Origin of the sequence: Sphingopyxis sp. (assembly GCF_025869345.1) — a bacterium.
GTDB lineage: Bacteria > Pseudomonadota > Alphaproteobacteria > Sphingomonadales > Sphingomonadaceae > Sphingopyxis.
This window is the reverse complement of the sequence record NZ_JAOZVW010000035.1, coordinates 1-13,804: the sequence shown is the minus strand read 5'-3', so window position 1 is coordinate 13,804 and position 13,804 is coordinate 1. Positions and strand designations below refer to the sequence as shown.

Annotated in this window: 13 protein-coding genes; 8 read left to right on the top strand and 5 right to left on the bottom strand. The window is 68.6% G+C overall.

Going from position 1 to position 13,804, the window contains the following annotated elements:
• Positions 1 to 89: 89 nt before the first annotated feature.
• The 4 genes from OJI97_RS04270 to hflK form a co-directional block, all read right to left on the bottom strand.
• Entirely contained in the window at positions 90 to 458 is a 369-nt protein-coding gene (locus OJI97_RS04270; RefSeq protein WP_297661455.1) for a VOC family protein, read from the bottom strand.
• Positions 459 to 585: 127 nt separating this feature from the next.
• Positions 586 to 2,082 (bottom strand): Do family serine endopeptidase, encoded by a 1,497-nt coding sequence (locus tag OJI97_RS04265; RefSeq protein ID WP_297661453.1) that lies wholly within the window; start codon positions 2,080 to 2,082, stop codon positions 586 to 588.
• Positions 2,083 to 2,209: 127 nt separating this feature from the next.
• Positions 2,210 to 3,061, bottom strand: a complete 852-nt coding sequence (gene hflC, locus OJI97_RS04260; RefSeq protein WP_297661452.1) for a protease modulator HflC — start codon at positions 3,059 to 3,061, stop codon at positions 2,210 to 2,212.
• Positions 3,061 to 4,224, bottom strand: coding sequence for a protease modulator HflK (gene hflK / locus OJI97_RS04255; RefSeq protein WP_297661449.1), 1,164 nt, complete (start codon positions 4,222 to 4,224; stop codon positions 3,061 to 3,063). The genes hflC and hflK overlap by 1 nt, the downstream gene beginning before the upstream one ends.
• 91 nt (positions 4,225 to 4,315) lie before the next feature.
• Here hflK and OJI97_RS04250 point away from each other — a divergent pair, with 91 nt between their 5' ends.
• The 8 genes from OJI97_RS04250 to OJI97_RS04215 all read left to right on the top strand — a co-directional run bounded on the left by OJI97_RS04250 (position 4,316) and on the right by OJI97_RS04215 (position 12,848).
• Positions 4,316 to 5,293, top strand: a complete 978-nt coding sequence (locus tag OJI97_RS04250) for an Mrp/NBP35 family ATP-binding protein (RefSeq protein WP_297661447.1) — start codon at positions 4,316 to 4,318, stop codon at positions 5,291 to 5,293.
• Complete coding sequence (locus OJI97_RS04245; RefSeq protein ID WP_297661446.1) at positions 5,293 to 5,715, top strand: CoA-binding protein; 423 nt, start codon at positions 5,293 to 5,295, stop codon at positions 5,713 to 5,715. Before OJI97_RS04250 ends, OJI97_RS04245 begins: the two co-directional genes overlap by 1 nt.
• Positions 5,716 to 5,861: 146 nt before the next feature.
• Positions 5,862 to 8,150: a molybdopterin cofactor-binding domain-containing protein gene (locus tag OJI97_RS04240; RefSeq protein WP_297661444.1), complete on the top strand. Its 2,289-nt coding sequence runs from the start codon at positions 5,862 to 5,864 to the stop codon at positions 8,148 to 8,150.
• Positions 8,150 to 9,112 carry a ferrochelatase gene (hemH, locus tag OJI97_RS04235; RefSeq protein WP_297661442.1) on the top strand — a complete coding sequence of 321 codons (963 nt, stop codon included), beginning with the start codon at positions 8,150 to 8,152 and terminating at the stop codon, positions 9,110 to 9,112. The genes OJI97_RS04240 and hemH overlap by 1 nt, the downstream gene beginning before the upstream one ends.
• 99 nt (positions 9,113 to 9,211) lie before the next feature.
• Complete coding sequence (locus OJI97_RS04230; RefSeq protein ID WP_297661440.1) at positions 9,212 to 10,951, top strand: DUF1963 domain-containing protein; 1,740 nt, start codon at positions 9,212 to 9,214, stop codon at positions 10,949 to 10,951.
• Between the two features lie 92 nt (positions 10,952 to 11,043).
• The gene (gene phbB / locus OJI97_RS04225; RefSeq protein ID WP_297661438.1) at positions 11,044 to 11,766 is read left to right on the top strand and encodes an acetoacetyl-CoA reductase; all 723 of its coding nucleotides are present in this window, start codon (positions 11,044 to 11,046) and stop codon (positions 11,764 to 11,766) included.
• 216 nt (positions 11,767 to 11,982) lie between these two features.
• Positions 11,983 to 12,228: a ribbon-helix-helix domain-containing protein gene (locus tag OJI97_RS04220; protein ID WP_297661436.1), complete on the top strand. Its 246-nt coding sequence runs from the start codon at positions 11,983 to 11,985 to the stop codon at positions 12,226 to 12,228.
• Positions 12,225 to 12,848 (top strand): bifunctional 2-polyprenyl-6-hydroxyphenol methylase/3-demethylubiquinol 3-O-methyltransferase UbiG, encoded by a 624-nt coding sequence (locus tag OJI97_RS04215; RefSeq protein WP_297661434.1) that lies wholly within the window; start codon positions 12,225 to 12,227, stop codon positions 12,846 to 12,848. Before OJI97_RS04220 ends, OJI97_RS04215 begins: the two co-directional genes overlap by 4 nt.
• Here OJI97_RS04215 and OJI97_RS04210 read toward each other — a convergent pair.
• On the bottom strand, positions 12,823 to 13,701 hold the full coding sequence (locus OJI97_RS04210; protein ID WP_297661432.1) for a hypothetical protein: 879 nt from the start codon (positions 13,699 to 13,701) through the stop codon (positions 12,823 to 12,825). The two genes, OJI97_RS04215 and OJI97_RS04210, sit on opposite strands and share 26 nt — an antisense overlap.
• Positions 13,702 to 13,804: the final 103 nt, after the last annotated feature.

The window sequence follows — 13,804 nt, the reverse complement described above, 5'->3', positions numbered from 1 at the left end:
AGGGTGGGGTCAGCCGATGCACGCTCTGGGTTCCCGCTTTCGCGGGAATGACGAAGAGGGGGAATGACCGCACCCCACCCGGACGCCCCTCACCCCATGATGAAGGCGTTGAGCTTGTTGCCGTCGGGGTCGCGGAAATAGCCGGCGTAAAAGCCTTCGCCGCGCGGTCCCGGGGGGCCTTCGCAGGTGCCGCCGTTGGCGAGCGCGATGTCGTAGAGGCGGTGAACCTGCTCCTTGTCCTTCGCTTCGAGCGCGACCATCACGCCATTGCCCACGGTCGCCGCCTGGCCGTCGAACGGGCGCGTGAGGCCGATGCCGGCGCCGCCGCCTTCCTTGCCCCAGGCGATGAAGCCGTCATAGTCCATCATCCGCGGCACGCCCAGCTCGCCGGCGATCGCGTCATAGAAGACCGCCGCTTTGGCGAGGTCGTTGGTGCCGAGCGTCACATAGCCGATCATCATCTCTCTCCCGACTCATGATAATGGGAACATATTAGGAACATTTACGCCGCCGCGCAAAGAAAAAGAGCGCCGAACCCGAGGGTCCGGCGCTCTTCTTTTCCAACGCGCGAAGCGCGCGGGACGATCAGCCCTTGATGCGGATCGCGATGAAGGCCGAGGGGCCGCCGCGACGCAGGATTTCGAGCAGCACCGCGTCGCGGCCCGCCTTCTTCGCATCGGCGATGACCTTGGCGAGCGCGTCGCTGGTCGTCACCGAGGCGCGGTTGGCGCTGACGATCACGTCGCCGCGGCGCAGGCCCTTGCGGCCGGCATCGCTGCTCGACGCGGCGGCGGCGATCACCAGACCCTTGGTGCCCGTATCGACGCCGATCGCGCGGGCGATGTCGGGGGTCAGCGGCTGCACGGCGAGGCCGAGCTCGTTCTGGATCGCGGTGTCGGCGCTGCCCTTCGGATCGTCGGGCATCGCCTGCTCGTCCTCGGGGTCGAACGTCGTGCCCGCGAGTTCCTCTTCCGGCGGGCGCGTGCCGATGACCGCATAGAGCGTCATCGTCTTGCCGTCGCGCACCACCTCGATCGGGATGCGCGTGCCGGGCTTGGTGTTGGCGACGATGTAGGACAGGCTCTGCGACGGCGTCACGTCCTTGCCGTTGACCTTGGTCACGACGTCGCCGCGCTTGATACCGGCCTTCGCCGCCGCGCCGTCGTCCTCGACGCGCTGGACGAATTCGCCGCGATCCTTGGGCAGGCCGAGCGCCGAGGCCAGATCCTCGCCGATCGGCGCGATGCCGATGCCGAGATAGCCGCGCTCGATCTTCTCGCCCGACCGCAGCGCGTTGATCACCGGGATCGCCGCTTCGGCGGGGATCGCGAAATTGACGCCGATGTTCGCGCCGACGGGCGAGATCAGCATATTGTTGATGCCGACGACATTGCCCTTGAGGTCGAACAGCGGCCCCCCCGAATTGCCGCGATTGATCGCAGTGTCGGTCTGGATATAGCGGTCATAGGCGCCGCCGCCGCCGAGGTTGCGCTGCACCGCCGAGATGATGCCCGCGGTCACCGTCGAGCCGAGGCCGAGCGGGTTACCGATCGCGACCACCCAGTCGCCGACGCGCGCCTTGGCGCTGTCGCCGAACTTGACGAAGGGCAGCCCCGTCGCGTCGATCTTGAGCAGCGCGAGGTCGGAGGCGACGTCGCGGCCGACGATGCGCGCCTTATATTCCTTGCCGTTGGTCAGCGTCACCGTGACCTGGTTCACCGCGTCGCCGCGCGGGCCGCCGGTGACGACATGGTTGTTGGTGACGATATAGCCGTCGTCGGAGATCAGGAAGCCCGAGCCGCCGCCCTGCTGCTCCTGCGTCACCGGCTCGCGCGTTCCCGCGAAGGGATCGAGCCGGACGCCGAGCGTCACCTCCTGCTTGGTCGAGATGTTGACCACCGCGGGCTGAAGCTGTTCGACGAGGTCGGCGAAGCTTTCGGGCGCGCCGGCGCGCGGCACCGCCTTCGCGATCTCGCTGCTCTCGTTCTGCGCAACCTGCGCGATCACCGGCGACTGGGTGACAAGCGCCAGCGCCGTGCCGCCCATCAGCAGGGCCGAAGTGATGCCATAAACATAACGCACGATCGCAAATCCTTTTCTGTTCGCGAAAACTCTGACCCCGGCGTGCCGCTATCTGCTCGGCCGTGGCTTAACGTCGTTTGAACATGAACAGACGTTGCAAGTTCCGTTCATGCCCCGAATATCTTCGTCACCCACCCTTGAAATGCCGCAGATATTCATTGTCGGGCGACAGGATCACCGACGTCGTGCCCTGGTTGTTTTCGCCCAGGAACGTCTGGCGATAGCTCTGCATCGCGCGATAGAAATCATAGAATTCGGGGTCCTTGCCGAAGCTCGCGGCATAGATGCGCGCCGCTTCGCCGTCGGCGTTGCCGCGGATGATCTGCGCTTCCTTCTGCCCCTCGGCGCGGATCGTGATCGCTTCCTGCTCGCGCGCGGTCCGCATCCGGTTATAGGCCGCCTCGAGCGTCGCGCCTTCGGGCAGGTCGGCGCGCTTGATCCGGACGTCGATGATTTCGGCGCCATATTTATTGGCCTCGCGGTTGAGCGCGATCTGGATATTGTCCATCACCTGCCCGCGTTCGGGCGACAGCAGGGTCGCGAAGGTCCGCTTGCCGAGCTCGTTGCGGAGCGACGAGCCGAGGATCGTCGCGAGTTGCTGCTGCAACCGCTCCTCGGTGCGGATCGCGGTGTACATGCGCACCGGATTGGTGATGCGGAAACGCGCGAAGGCGTCGACCTGGAGTCGCTGCTGGTCGGTCGACAGCACCTGCTGGCGTTCCATGTTCACGCCGAGGATGCGCTTGTCGATATATTGGATGCCGTCGGTGAAGGGCACGCGCAGGACGAGCCCGGCGCCCGAATGGCCGAAGCTCTCCTTCGGCTTGTAGCGGTTCACGGTGCGCTCGATCTCGCCGAAGCGGAGGATCAGCGCCTGCTTGTCCTCGGGAACGATCGCAAGCGTCTGCGACAGGATGACGAGCAGCGCGACGGTGCCGACCAGCAGGCGCAGCGGGTGGCGGAACAGGCCCTCGAACATCACTGGCCTCCCTTCGCGGCGGCCTCGGGGGCCGCGTTCGCCCGCCGCTGGACTTCGTTCAGCGGCAGATAGGGGGTCACCCCGCGCGCCTCGACGATCGTCTTGTCGATGTTCGACAACACACCCTCCATCGTTTCATAATAGAGCCGCTTGCGGGTCACGCCCGGCGCGAGCTTATACTGTTCGTAAATCTTGTCGAAGGCGGCGGTATCGCCGCGCGCGCGCTCGAGCACCTGCTGTTCATAGGCGCGCGCGAGATTGATGTCCGATTCGCGCTTCTGGCGCGCCGCAGTCACTTCCTTGAACGCTTCGTCGACCTGGCTCGGCGGGTCGGCCTGGCGGATCGCGATGCCCTGGATCGTCACCCCGGCGCGATACTGGTCGAGCAATTCCTGCATCCGCTGCTGCACCTGGCGCTCGATCTCGACGCGGCCGGGACCGATCGCCTGGACGAGGTCGAAATTGGCGACCGTCGCGCGCATCGCGCTTTCGGCAACCTCGCGGAGCGTTCCGTCGGGGTCGGCGAGCTGAAAGATATAGAGTTCGGGATCGCGGATCGACCAGCGGACCTCATAGGCGAGGTCGACGATGCTCTGGTCGCGGGTCAGCACGAAATTCTCGTCGGTCGCATTGGGCGAACCGATCTGCATCGTGCGGATCGCGCGGACATCCTCCAGCCGGATGCGCTCGATCGGCGCCGGCCAGGTGAATTTGACCCCCGGCCCGACGGTGCGCGAATAGCTGCCGAGGCGGGTGACGACGCCTTCCTTTTCGGGCGGCACGATATGAAAGGAGGAAAAGACGAACCACAGGACGACGAGCGCGCCGATGCCCCATTTCCAGACCCGCGCCGAATCGCCGAGGTTGAAGCCCCCATTGCCGCCCGAACCGCCGCCGCCGAAACTGCCGCGCCCCTTGCGCAGCAATTCGTCGAGCGCCGAGGGGCCGCGGGGTTTGCGGCCGCGCGCCGGGTCGGCGGGATCGGGGGTCACCCACGGATTGCGCGGGCCGCTGCGGTCGCCGCCGTCATCCTTGCCGCCGTCCTTCCCGCCCTTTGGGCCATTGCCCCACGGGCTGTTCGCCATCTGGCTGATCTGATGGAAAAATTGCCGCATCCCCCTCGGGAAGCGGCCCGCCATCCTGCCGTCACTTTCGTTGCTCATGCCTGCTTTTATAGGGAGGACCAGCGCGATTAACAGGGGGGCAAGAGAAAATGGCTGGCTTTCACCCGCGCCGCGCCTATCTGCGCAGGGCATGACCGATACCGCTCCCCTCGCCAGCATCGCGACCGACCTCAGCGGCGGCCGCACCTCGGGCCTCCGCTTTCTCGACGATCAGGGCACGCTCGCGATCGTCCTCGACGTCACCGGCCTCGCCGAGGGCGACCGCAAACCGCTGGAGGACAAGCTCCGCGCCGGATTGCTCGCCCGGCCCGGCGTGACCTCGGTGCGCGTCGCGATGACCGCCGAGCGCAAGGGGCTGACGCTGATCGCGGTCGGCAGCGGCAAGGGCGGCGTCGGCAAATCGACGCTCGCCGCCAACCTCGCGGTCGCGCTGCAGCGGCGCGGGGTGAAGGTCGGGATCGTCGATGCCGACATCTATGGTCCCTCGCAGCCGCGGCTGATGGACAGCGAGGGCGTGAAACCCGAAGCGCGCGGATCGAAGCTCGTCCCCGTTCCCAACGCCTATGGCGTGCCGATGCTCTCGACCGGGCAGATCGCCGCGCCGGGGCAGGCGATCGCCTGGCGCGGGCCGATGGCGGGCAAGGCGCTCGAACAGCTCGTCGATGCGAGCTGGGGCGACGTCGACACGCTGATCGTCGACCTGCCGCCGGGCACCGGCGACGTCCAGCTGACGATGATCCAGAAGCACAAGCCCGCGGGTGCGGTCATCGTCTCGACCCCGCAAGACCTCGCGCTGATGGACGCGACGCGCGCGATCAGCTTTTTCGAGCAGGCCGACGTGCCGCTGATCGGGCTGGTCGAGAATATGGCGGGCTATGCCTGCCCGCATTGCGGCGAGGTCAGCGATCCGTTCGGCAGCGGCGGCGCCGAGGCGGCGGCGAAGACGATGGGGCTCGCGTTTCTGGGCCGCGTGCCGCTGTCGATGGGGCTGCGCCTCGCGAGCGACGGCGGCGTGCCGCCGGCGGCGGGAACCGACCCGCTCGGCGAGCCGTTCCACGCGATAGCGGCGAAGATCGCCGACTGGCTCGCGGCAAGAAAGGGCAAATAATGGCGATCAACGACGAGGGTGAAATCCGCGAACTGCTCGGGCATCCGCGCCGCATCGCCGTCGTCGGCGCCTCGCCCAATCCGGCGCGCGCCTCGAACGAGGTGCTCGCCTTCCTGATCTGGCAGGGGCACGATGTGATCGCGGTGAACCCCGGCCATGCCGGCAAGACGATCCACGGCGCGCCCGTCGTCGCGACCCTCGCCGATGTCGAGCCACCCGCCGAGATCGTCGACATCTTCCGCAACAGCGCCGACGCCGGCACGGCGGTCGACGAGGCGATCGTCCATGGCGCGAAGGCGGTGTGGATGCAGATCGGGGTGATCGATCCGGCCGCGGCGCAGCGCGCCGAGGCGGCGGGGCTGGCGGTGGTGATGGACCGCTGTCCGAAGGTCGAGATTCCGCGGCTGGGGCTGCTGCGTTAGGCTCTTTTCAATCGTCATTGCGAGCGAAGCGAAGCAATCCAGAGCGGTTTACGCCACTCTGGATTGCTTCGCTTCGCTCGCAATGACGAAGCTATGGGTGGGAAAGCCTTTGCCTCCCTCAACCGCGCCGACTATCAGCGTCGGCAATGACGGGCATCAGGGACAAGGTGGGGCAAAGCGGCACGCGGCTGCCGCATGTCAGTCGCCGCCAGCTTCTCGTCGGCGCGACCGCGGCGGGCGGACTCGCGCTCGCCTGGACCTTCTGGCCACGCGACTATGAGCCCAATCTCGCTGCGGCGCGCGGCGAGCATGTCTTCAACGCTTTCCTCAAGATCGGCGAGGACGGTCATATCGCGATGGTCGTCCCGCAATGCGAGATGGGCCAGGGCGTCACCACGCTGCTGCCGCAGATCATGGCCGACGAGCTCGGCGCCGACTGGCGGACGATCGCGGTCGAGACCGCGCCGATCAATCCGCTCTACACCAACACTTTGGTCGTCGACGAAGACAGCGCGGTCTTTACCCCGCGGCGTCTCGTCCCCGATTTCGTGTCCGACGTGCGCGGCTGGGCGCGGCGCGAGTGGGCAGTGCGCCACGCGGTGATGCTGACCGCGAACAGCTCGTCGGTGCGGATGTTCGAGGGGCCGTGCCGCGACGCCGCGGCGCAGGCGCGCGCGCTGCTGATGATGGCGGCGGCGCGGCGCTGGGACGCCGACTGGCAGCAATGCGATACCGAGGGCGGCTTCGTCACCTTCGGCAAGAAGAAGCTGCGTTTCGGCGATGTCGCCGCCGCCGCCGCGCTGCTCGAACCGCCCGCCGAGCCCGTCTATCGCGCCAGCAGCGCCGACCCGCTCTACGGCAAGGAACTGACGCGGCTCGACCTGCCGTCGAAGGTCGACGGGTCGGCCAATTATGCCGGCGACATCCGCCTGCCCGACATGGTCTTCGCCGCGATCCGGCAGGGGCCGCTCGGCGCGACGCGGCTCAAGAGCATCGACCGCAAGGCGGGGATGAAATCGCCCGGCCTGCTCCACATCGTCGAGCATGAGCGCTGGTTCGCAGCCGTCGCGCGCAACTGGTGGGCGGCGAACCGCGCGCTCGACCATTTCGCGCCGGTGTTCGAGACTGCGGGAACGCCCATCTCCTCCGATCGAATCGACAAGGTGCTCGCGGCGGCACTCAAGGCCGACGGCTATCGCATCGTCCGGAACGGCGACGTCGCCGAGGCGATGGAGGGGCGGACGAAGGTTTCGGCGCATTATGCCGTCGCCCCCGCGCTCCACGCGCCGATCGAGACACGCACCGCGACCGCCGCGCCCGATCGCGGGCGGCTGCGCGTCTGGGTCGCGACGCAGGCCCCCGCGCAATGCCGCGACGCGATCGCGGCGGCGACCGGCCTGTCGCCATCCGACGTCACGCTGTTCCCGATGATGGCGGGGGGCTCGTTCGACGCCTGCCTCGACCACAGCGCCGCGGTGCAGGCGGCGATCATCGCATTGCATATCAAACGCCCGGTCCAGCTCGCCTGGTCGCGCGCCGAAGAGATCATGCGCGACATCCCGCGTGCGCCGGCGCGCGCCAAGATGATCGCGACGCTCAACGCCGCGGGCGGCATCGACGCGCTGGTCGCGCGCATCGCGGTGCCGCCGACCAATCACGAGGTCCGCGCCCGCCTGTTCGACAATACGCCCGCCGACATCGCGCAGCGCGACGCCGCGGGCGCACCCGACGCCGTCGCGGTCGAGGGGCTGGCGCGCGCCTATGACATCCGCCATTTCGCGGTCGATCATTGCCCGGCCGACATCGGGCTCCCGACCGCGCGCTGGCGCGGCAACGCCGACAGCTATACCGCCTTCTTCACCGAATGCTTCGTCGACGAAATGGCGGCGCGCGCGGGGTCGGACGCGCTTTCCTATCGCATGGCGATGCTCGGCAAGTCGCCCCTGCTCGCGCGCTGCCTGCTCACCGCGACCAGCCTCGCGGGCTGGGAGGGCGGCCTGTCGGGCACCGCGCAGGGCCTCGCCTGTCATTCGATGCGCGGCAGCCATATCGCGCTGGTCGCGACCGCGCGGCCGAGCGAACGCGGGCTGCAGGTCGAACAGCTCGTCGCGGTCGTCGATGCCGGGCGGCTGGTGAACCCCGCGATCGCGCGCCAGCAGGTCGAGGGCGGGCTGGTCTTCGGCCTCGCCGCCGCCGTCGGAGCGACGACCGATTATGAGGGCGGCCTCGCGACCGCGCGCAAGTTCGGCCAGCTCGGCCTGCCGCACCTCGCGCAAATCCCGGAAATTTTGATCGAATTCGTCGACAGCGACCGCGATCCCGGCGGGCTCGGCGAAATCGGCGTCCCCGCCGTCGCGCCCGCCATCGCCAATGCGATGTTCGCCGCGACCGGGCACCGCATCCGCCGCCTGCCGCTGTCGGCGCAGCCGCTCTGATGCCCAGCATCGGCGTCCTGCTCGTCAACCTCGGCACCCCCGACGCGCCGACGCCCGCGTCGGTGCGCCGCTATCTCGCCGAATTTCTGTCCGACCGCCGCGTCGTCGAGATTCCCGCGCTGCTGTGGCAGCCGATCCTGCGCGGCGCCATCCTGCCGACGCGGCCGCGCAAATCGGCCGAGGCCTATGCACAGATCTGGACCGACGAAGGCTCGCCGCTCGCCGCGATCACCCGCCGCCAGACGGCGGCCTTGCAAGCCGCGCTCGGCGCAGACGTCCATGTCGCCTATGCAATGCGCTATGGCGAACCCGCGATCGGCGCGGCGATCGACGCGCTGATGGCCGCGGGATGCCGCCGCATCCTGATCGCGCCGCTCTATCCCCAATATTGCGCCGCGACGACCGCCACCGCCGTCGATGCCGTCGCCGCGCATCTCGGGGCGCTGCGCGAGCAGCCCGCGCTGCGCTTTCTGCCGCCCTATCCCGCCGACCCCGCCTATATCAGCGCGCTCGCAGCGTCGGTCGAGGCGGGGCTCACCGCGCTCGATTTCGCCCCCGACACGCTAGTCGCAAGCTTTCACGGGATGCCGGAGCGGACGCGCGCGCTCGGCGACCCCTATCACGACCAGTGCGTCCTGACCGCGCGCCTGCTCGCCGAGGCGCTCGGCCGCCCGGTCGAGGTCGCGTTCCAGTCGCGCTTCGGCCGCGCCAAATGGCTGGAGCCTGCGACCGACGCGACGCTCGCGCGGCTCGGCCGCGAAGGCCGCAGCGTCGCCATTCTCGCCCCCGGCTTCGCCGCCGACTGCCTCGAAACGCTCGAGGAACTGGCGATTCGCGGCAAGGCGGGGTTCGAGGCGGCGGGCGGGCGGCATTTCGCCTATATCCCCTGCCTGAACGACGGCGCGGCGGGGATGGCGATGCTCGAAACCCTCGTCCGCCGCGAACTCGCCGGATGGATATGAATCCGCGCCTTCACTTACCTCCTTTTTAACTCTTTATAATAGACTTGGCATCTGGCGGCGCCGGGTCTGGCCGGTGCCACGCTTTGCGAAGGGTGGATCATGAGCGATCTCGATCGGGCGGGATGGATATTGGCCGGCTTAACGGCGGCGTTCCTGTTCCTCCTGTTCGCGGCGTGGCGGGCGCGCCGTCCGCGCCCCGAACCCGCCGCGCCGAGGCTGCCGAAAATCGCGCGCGAACCGGGCGAAAGCCGCTTTTCGGGCTTCGCGCGCAAGACGAAGCCCGCGATCGAACCCGTCGAAATCGCGCCGTCGCGGCTTGCACGGATCAGCCGCGCCGCGGTCGAACGGCCGGTCGAGCCGATGCCGTTCGACGACCCCGATCCGATTGCAGAGCGACCCACCGAGGCTGAAGCAGCATCGGGGCATGAATCTGTCGATCAACCCCGATTCCCCGAGCGAAGCCGAGGGGCTCCGCCGAGCGAAGTCGAGGCGGCGGCATCGGAAGGTCTCGCTCCGCTCGAACAAGCCCCTCGGCTTCGCTCGGGGAATCGGGATGCATCCGATTTTGCACCCTCTTTGCCAGCCGAAGACCGGCTTCCCAAAACGCCCGCGATCGACGAAGCGGCGCTCGATGCCCTCGCGGCCGCGGTCGAACGGCAGGCGCATGGCGCCGATCCGGTCCCGGCCGTAACGAACGGCGTACGGCTGATGCCTCAGATTCCGCCCCGCGACGCCATCCTGCGCAAAAGCTGGATGGGCGGCCGCCCGCGCCTTCCCGTCACGGCTCCCTGGCCAATCATCGACGGCCGCGAGGGCGACTTCATCGCGCAGGTCGCCTGCGCCGACCTGCCGCCGATGCTGTGGGACGGGCTCGGCCCGCGCACCGGCTGGCTCGCCTTCTTCACCCATCCCGACAGCGGCGCGGTCACCGCGCTGCATCTAACCGAAGACGGCGCGCCGCGCGATCCGCCGCGCGCCATGGGCCCCGCCTATTTCCATGCCTTTGGAATGAAGGACGCCGGCATGGCCGCGCTGGTCGTTCGGGCCTTGCCCGAATGGCCGGTCGACCTGACCGCCGACGCCGCCGGCGCGCGCGATGCCGACGCGGCGGCGATGCTCGCGGCGGACTACGACCTCGCCGACCCCGCCTTTCATCCGTTCGACTGGCCCTCGATGCTGGCGATGGCCGAGATGCTCGAAAGCCGCGTCCTCGCGCTGCCCACCGACGGCGTGCCGCCCGCGGACGCCAATGACGAACTGGCGCAGGCGATCGCGGATGCCGCCGAGGCCAATCGCGACGCCGCCGAACGTACCGCGGAAATCGTCGCGATCATCCGCGAAAGCGCAGCTGCCGACACCGGCTTCCTGCCCAGCGATGCGACCGCGGTGATGGCGGCGCTGCATGCGATCCGCTGGACGCAGGTCGCGGCGCATCCCGACCCCGAAAGCGGCGAGGATGAAGTCGAAACGCTGGCCCTGCCGCTGACGCGGCGGCGCCCCGACGGCGACCTGTGGGTCGATGCCTATCGCGCCTTGCTGTTCGATCAGGCCCGCCATGCCTATTGCGCGAATCCCGACCGGCTCTCCGCCCCGGCGCGCGGCTTTTTTGAACCGCTGTGGCAGGCGATGGCGGCGGACGGGGTCGGCCTGATGGCCGATCGCCCGTCGCGCGCGGTAGCGGGCTTCGACGAAGAGCGCGACACGGTGCTGCTCGAACTGTCGCCGGGCGGCCTGCTCGGCCTTACGCACCCGAACGGCGCCCCGATCGTCGTCGCAATCCGCAAGGCCGATCTGGCGATGGGCGATTTTTCGCGGATGCGGGTGCTGGGGAACGATTAATCCCTTCTCTCCCTTGACGTTCCGGTCAACTTGCGGCCCGCGAATCCGCGTCTTAAGCAAGGGGCAGGACCGCTTTTGGGAGAGCATCGAACATGGCACGTATCGCAGTCGTCACGGGTGGCAGTCGCGGGATCGGGGAGGCGATCAGCCTCGCGCTTCAGAAGGCCGGCGCGACCGTCGTCGCCAACTATGCCGGCAATGACGAAAAGGCGCGCGCCTTCACCGAACGCACCGGCATCGCGGCGCGCAAGTGGGACGTCGGCGACCATCAGGCATGCATCGACAATTGCGCGGCGATCGCGGCCGAATTCGGCCCCATCGACATCGTCGTCAACAACGCCGGCATCACCCGCGACGGCACCCTCGCCCGCATGAGCTACGACGACTGGCACGATGTGATGCGCGTCAACCTCGGCGGCTGCTTCAACATGGCAAAGGCTTGCTTCCCGGGGATGGTCGAGCGCGGCTGGGGCCGCATCGTCAACATCGGCTCGATCAACGGCCAGGCGGGGCAATATGGCCAGGTCAATTACGCCGCCGCCAAATCGGGCATCCACGGCTTCACCAAGGCGCTGGCGCAGGAAGGCGCCAAGAAGGGCGTGACGGTCAACGCGATCGCGCCGGGCTATATCGACACCGACATGGTCGCCGCGGTGCCCGCGCCGGTGCTCGAAAAGATCGTCGCGAAGATCCCGGTCGGCCGCCTGGGCCAGGCCGAGGAAATCGCGCGCGGCGTGGCGTTCCTGTGCAGCGAGAATGCAGGCTTCGTCACCGGATCGACGATGAGCATCAACGGCGGGCAGCATATGTATTAACGGCGGCAGGCGCGCAACGAAGGCGTTCGCAACGCGGACGGCAAGTTAGGCGCCGATGCCGCGAAGCGGCAGCCGCCGGCTCGGCCAGCGGGGCGGCGATCGGAAGGATCGCCGAACCCGTCTGACGTCATGGCGACGGCTTTGCCGTCGCCGCCAAGCGCAGCGCCGGCTCGACAATCCCTCGACTTGGCGCAATGCGAACGGCAGATAAGGGGGATGGATGATCCCGCCCCGCTCCACCCGCCCGTCAAACGCTCGGTCACCATTGCCGGTCATCCCACTTCGATCAGCCTCGAACCGATGTTCTGGGACGCGCTCGAAGACGAGGCCCGGCGGCAGGCCTTGCCGGTCAACGCCCTCGTCGCGCGGATCGACGTCGAGCGGATGGAGGCGGACGATCCGCCCAACCTGACCTCAGCGATCCGCCAATGGCTATGGCGGCGGCGAGGGGCGGAGGAATGAGCCGGCTTTCGGACAGCATCGGCTTTGATCCGGCCACATTGGCCTTCTATACCAAGGAAGCGCCCGACTATGCCGCAAGCGGCCCCGGCGGTGTCAGCCGGTGGCTCGCCTCCTTCCTCGGCCATTTGCCCGACGGTTCGCGCATTCTCGAATTGGGGTGCGGCAGCGGCCGCGACGCCGAAGCGATGATCGCGGCGGGACATGATGTCGATGCGACCGACGGCACCCCCGAAATGGCCGCGCTCGCCAGCACGCGCCTCGGCCGCACCGTGCGCGTCATGCGCTTCGACGCGTTGGATGCACATGAAGCCTATGATGCCGTCTGGGCGCATGCCTGCCTGCTACACGTTCCCTTTCCCGCGCTGCCCGGCATATTGACGCGTGTGTTCCGCGCGCTCAGGCCCGGCGGCGTTCATTTCGCGACTTACAAGGGCGGCGGGACCGCCGGGCGCGATGCGGCGGGACGCTATTTCAATTATCCAGACGCCGGGTCCCTCCGCGCCGCCTATGAAGCCGCCGCGCCTTGGCAGATCAGCGCGATCGAAGATTATGTCGGCGGCGGATATGATGGCCGCCAGGGGCCCTGGCTCGCAATCAGCGTCCGGCGGCCAGACGATTGACCGCACCCGCCACCGCCCGCCCGAACGCTGCGCCCTTGTCGGGCGCGTGGTGCAGGAACAGCGAGGGTTCGATCAGTTCGAGTTCGATGATGCGGAGCGAGCCCGCAGCATCGCCGACCATATCGACGCGCGCATAGATCGGGGCGGCGGGCGCCGCGGCGAGCGCAGCGGCGGCGAGATCGCGGGCGGCGGGGGTGGCGTCCCAGTCGCTCTCGCGTCCGCCGAACTGTTCCTGGACGCGAAAGTCGCCCGCGGCGGGACGCTTGACGATCGCGTGGCTGAAGCAGCCGTCGAAGAAGAAGAGCGACATCTCGCCCTCCGCCAATATCCCCGGCATCAGCGGCTGGACGAGGCGGCGGCGGCCGAGCGCATCCGCCGGGATCGCCGCGCCGGGCGCGAGACGATGGGTGCCGTCGGCGCCGCCTGAAATGGCGGGCTTGATCACCACTTCTTCAGCGCCGAGCGCGGCGCGCGCTTCGGCAAGGCCCGCTTCGTCCAGCGCCGCAACCTCAACCGTCGGCACCACCGCGACGCCTTTCGCGCCGAGTTCGGCGAGATAGGCCTTGTCGCTGTTCCAGCGCAGCACCGGCACCGGATTGGCGACCGGCAAGCCCGCCGCCTCCAGCCGGTCGAGCAGGCCGTACCAGGCCGCGACATCGCGCTGATAGCCCCAGGCGAAGAGCGGCAGGATCAGGTCGAAGCCCGCAAGGTCGCCGGGATCGGTCCACGGCCGCTGCTCGACGGCCAGCCCAGCGGCGGTCAGCGCCGCCGCCTTGCGCGCGAAAGCGGGCTGCCATCTTTCGTTGTAATCGGGCACCGGGACGAGGATCGCGACGCGCGGCTGAAAGGGCATGAGGGAAACTTCCTATAGCCCCTCCCCTTCAGGGGAGGGGTTGGGGTGGGGGCCATCGGCCTTGCGCACGGCCGATGCCCCCCACCCGCTGCGACTAGCCAGC

Bases quoted from the DNA above. Each gene is read 5' to 3' on its own strand.
- OJI97_RS04250 (WP_297661447.1), top strand. From the start codon at position 4,316: ATGACCGATACCGCTCCCCTCGCCAGCATCGCGACCGACCTCAGCGGC.
- phbB (WP_297661438.1), top strand. From the start codon at position 11,044: ATGGCACGTATCGCAGTCGTCACGGGTGGCAGTCGCGGGATCGGGGAG.
- hflK (WP_297661449.1), bottom strand. From the start codon at position 4,224: ATGAGCAACGAAAGTGACGGCAGGATGGCGGGCCGCTTCCCGAGGGGG.
- OJI97_RS04220 (WP_297661436.1), top strand. From the start codon at position 11,983: ATGGATGATCCCGCCCCGCTCCACCCGCCCGTCAAACGCTCGGTCACC.
- OJI97_RS04230 (WP_297661440.1), top strand. From the start codon at position 9,212: ATGAGCGATCTCGATCGGGCGGGATGGATATTGGCCGGCTTAACGGCG.
- OJI97_RS04240 (WP_297661444.1), top strand. From the start codon at position 5,862: ATGACGGGCATCAGGGACAAGGTGGGGCAAAGCGGCACGCGGCTGCCG.
- OJI97_RS04210 (WP_297661432.1), bottom strand. From the start codon at position 13,701: ATGCCCTTTCAGCCGCGCGTCGCGATCCTCGTCCCGGTGCCCGATTAC.
- hemH (WP_297661442.1), top strand. From the start codon at position 8,150: ATGCCCAGCATCGGCGTCCTGCTCGTCAACCTCGGCACCCCCGACGCG.
- OJI97_RS04215 (WP_297661434.1), top strand. From the start codon at position 12,225: ATGAGCCGGCTTTCGGACAGCATCGGCTTTGATCCGGCCACATTGGCC.
- hflC (WP_297661452.1), bottom strand. From the start codon at position 3,061: ATGTTCGAGGGCCTGTTCCGCCACCCGCTGCGCCTGCTGGTCGGCACC.
- OJI97_RS04270 (WP_297661455.1), bottom strand. From the start codon at position 458: ATGATCGGCTATGTGACGCTCGGCACCAACGACCTCGCCAAAGCGGCG.
- OJI97_RS04245 (WP_297661446.1), top strand. From the start codon at position 5,293: ATGGCGATCAACGACGAGGGTGAAATCCGCGAACTGCTCGGGCATCCG.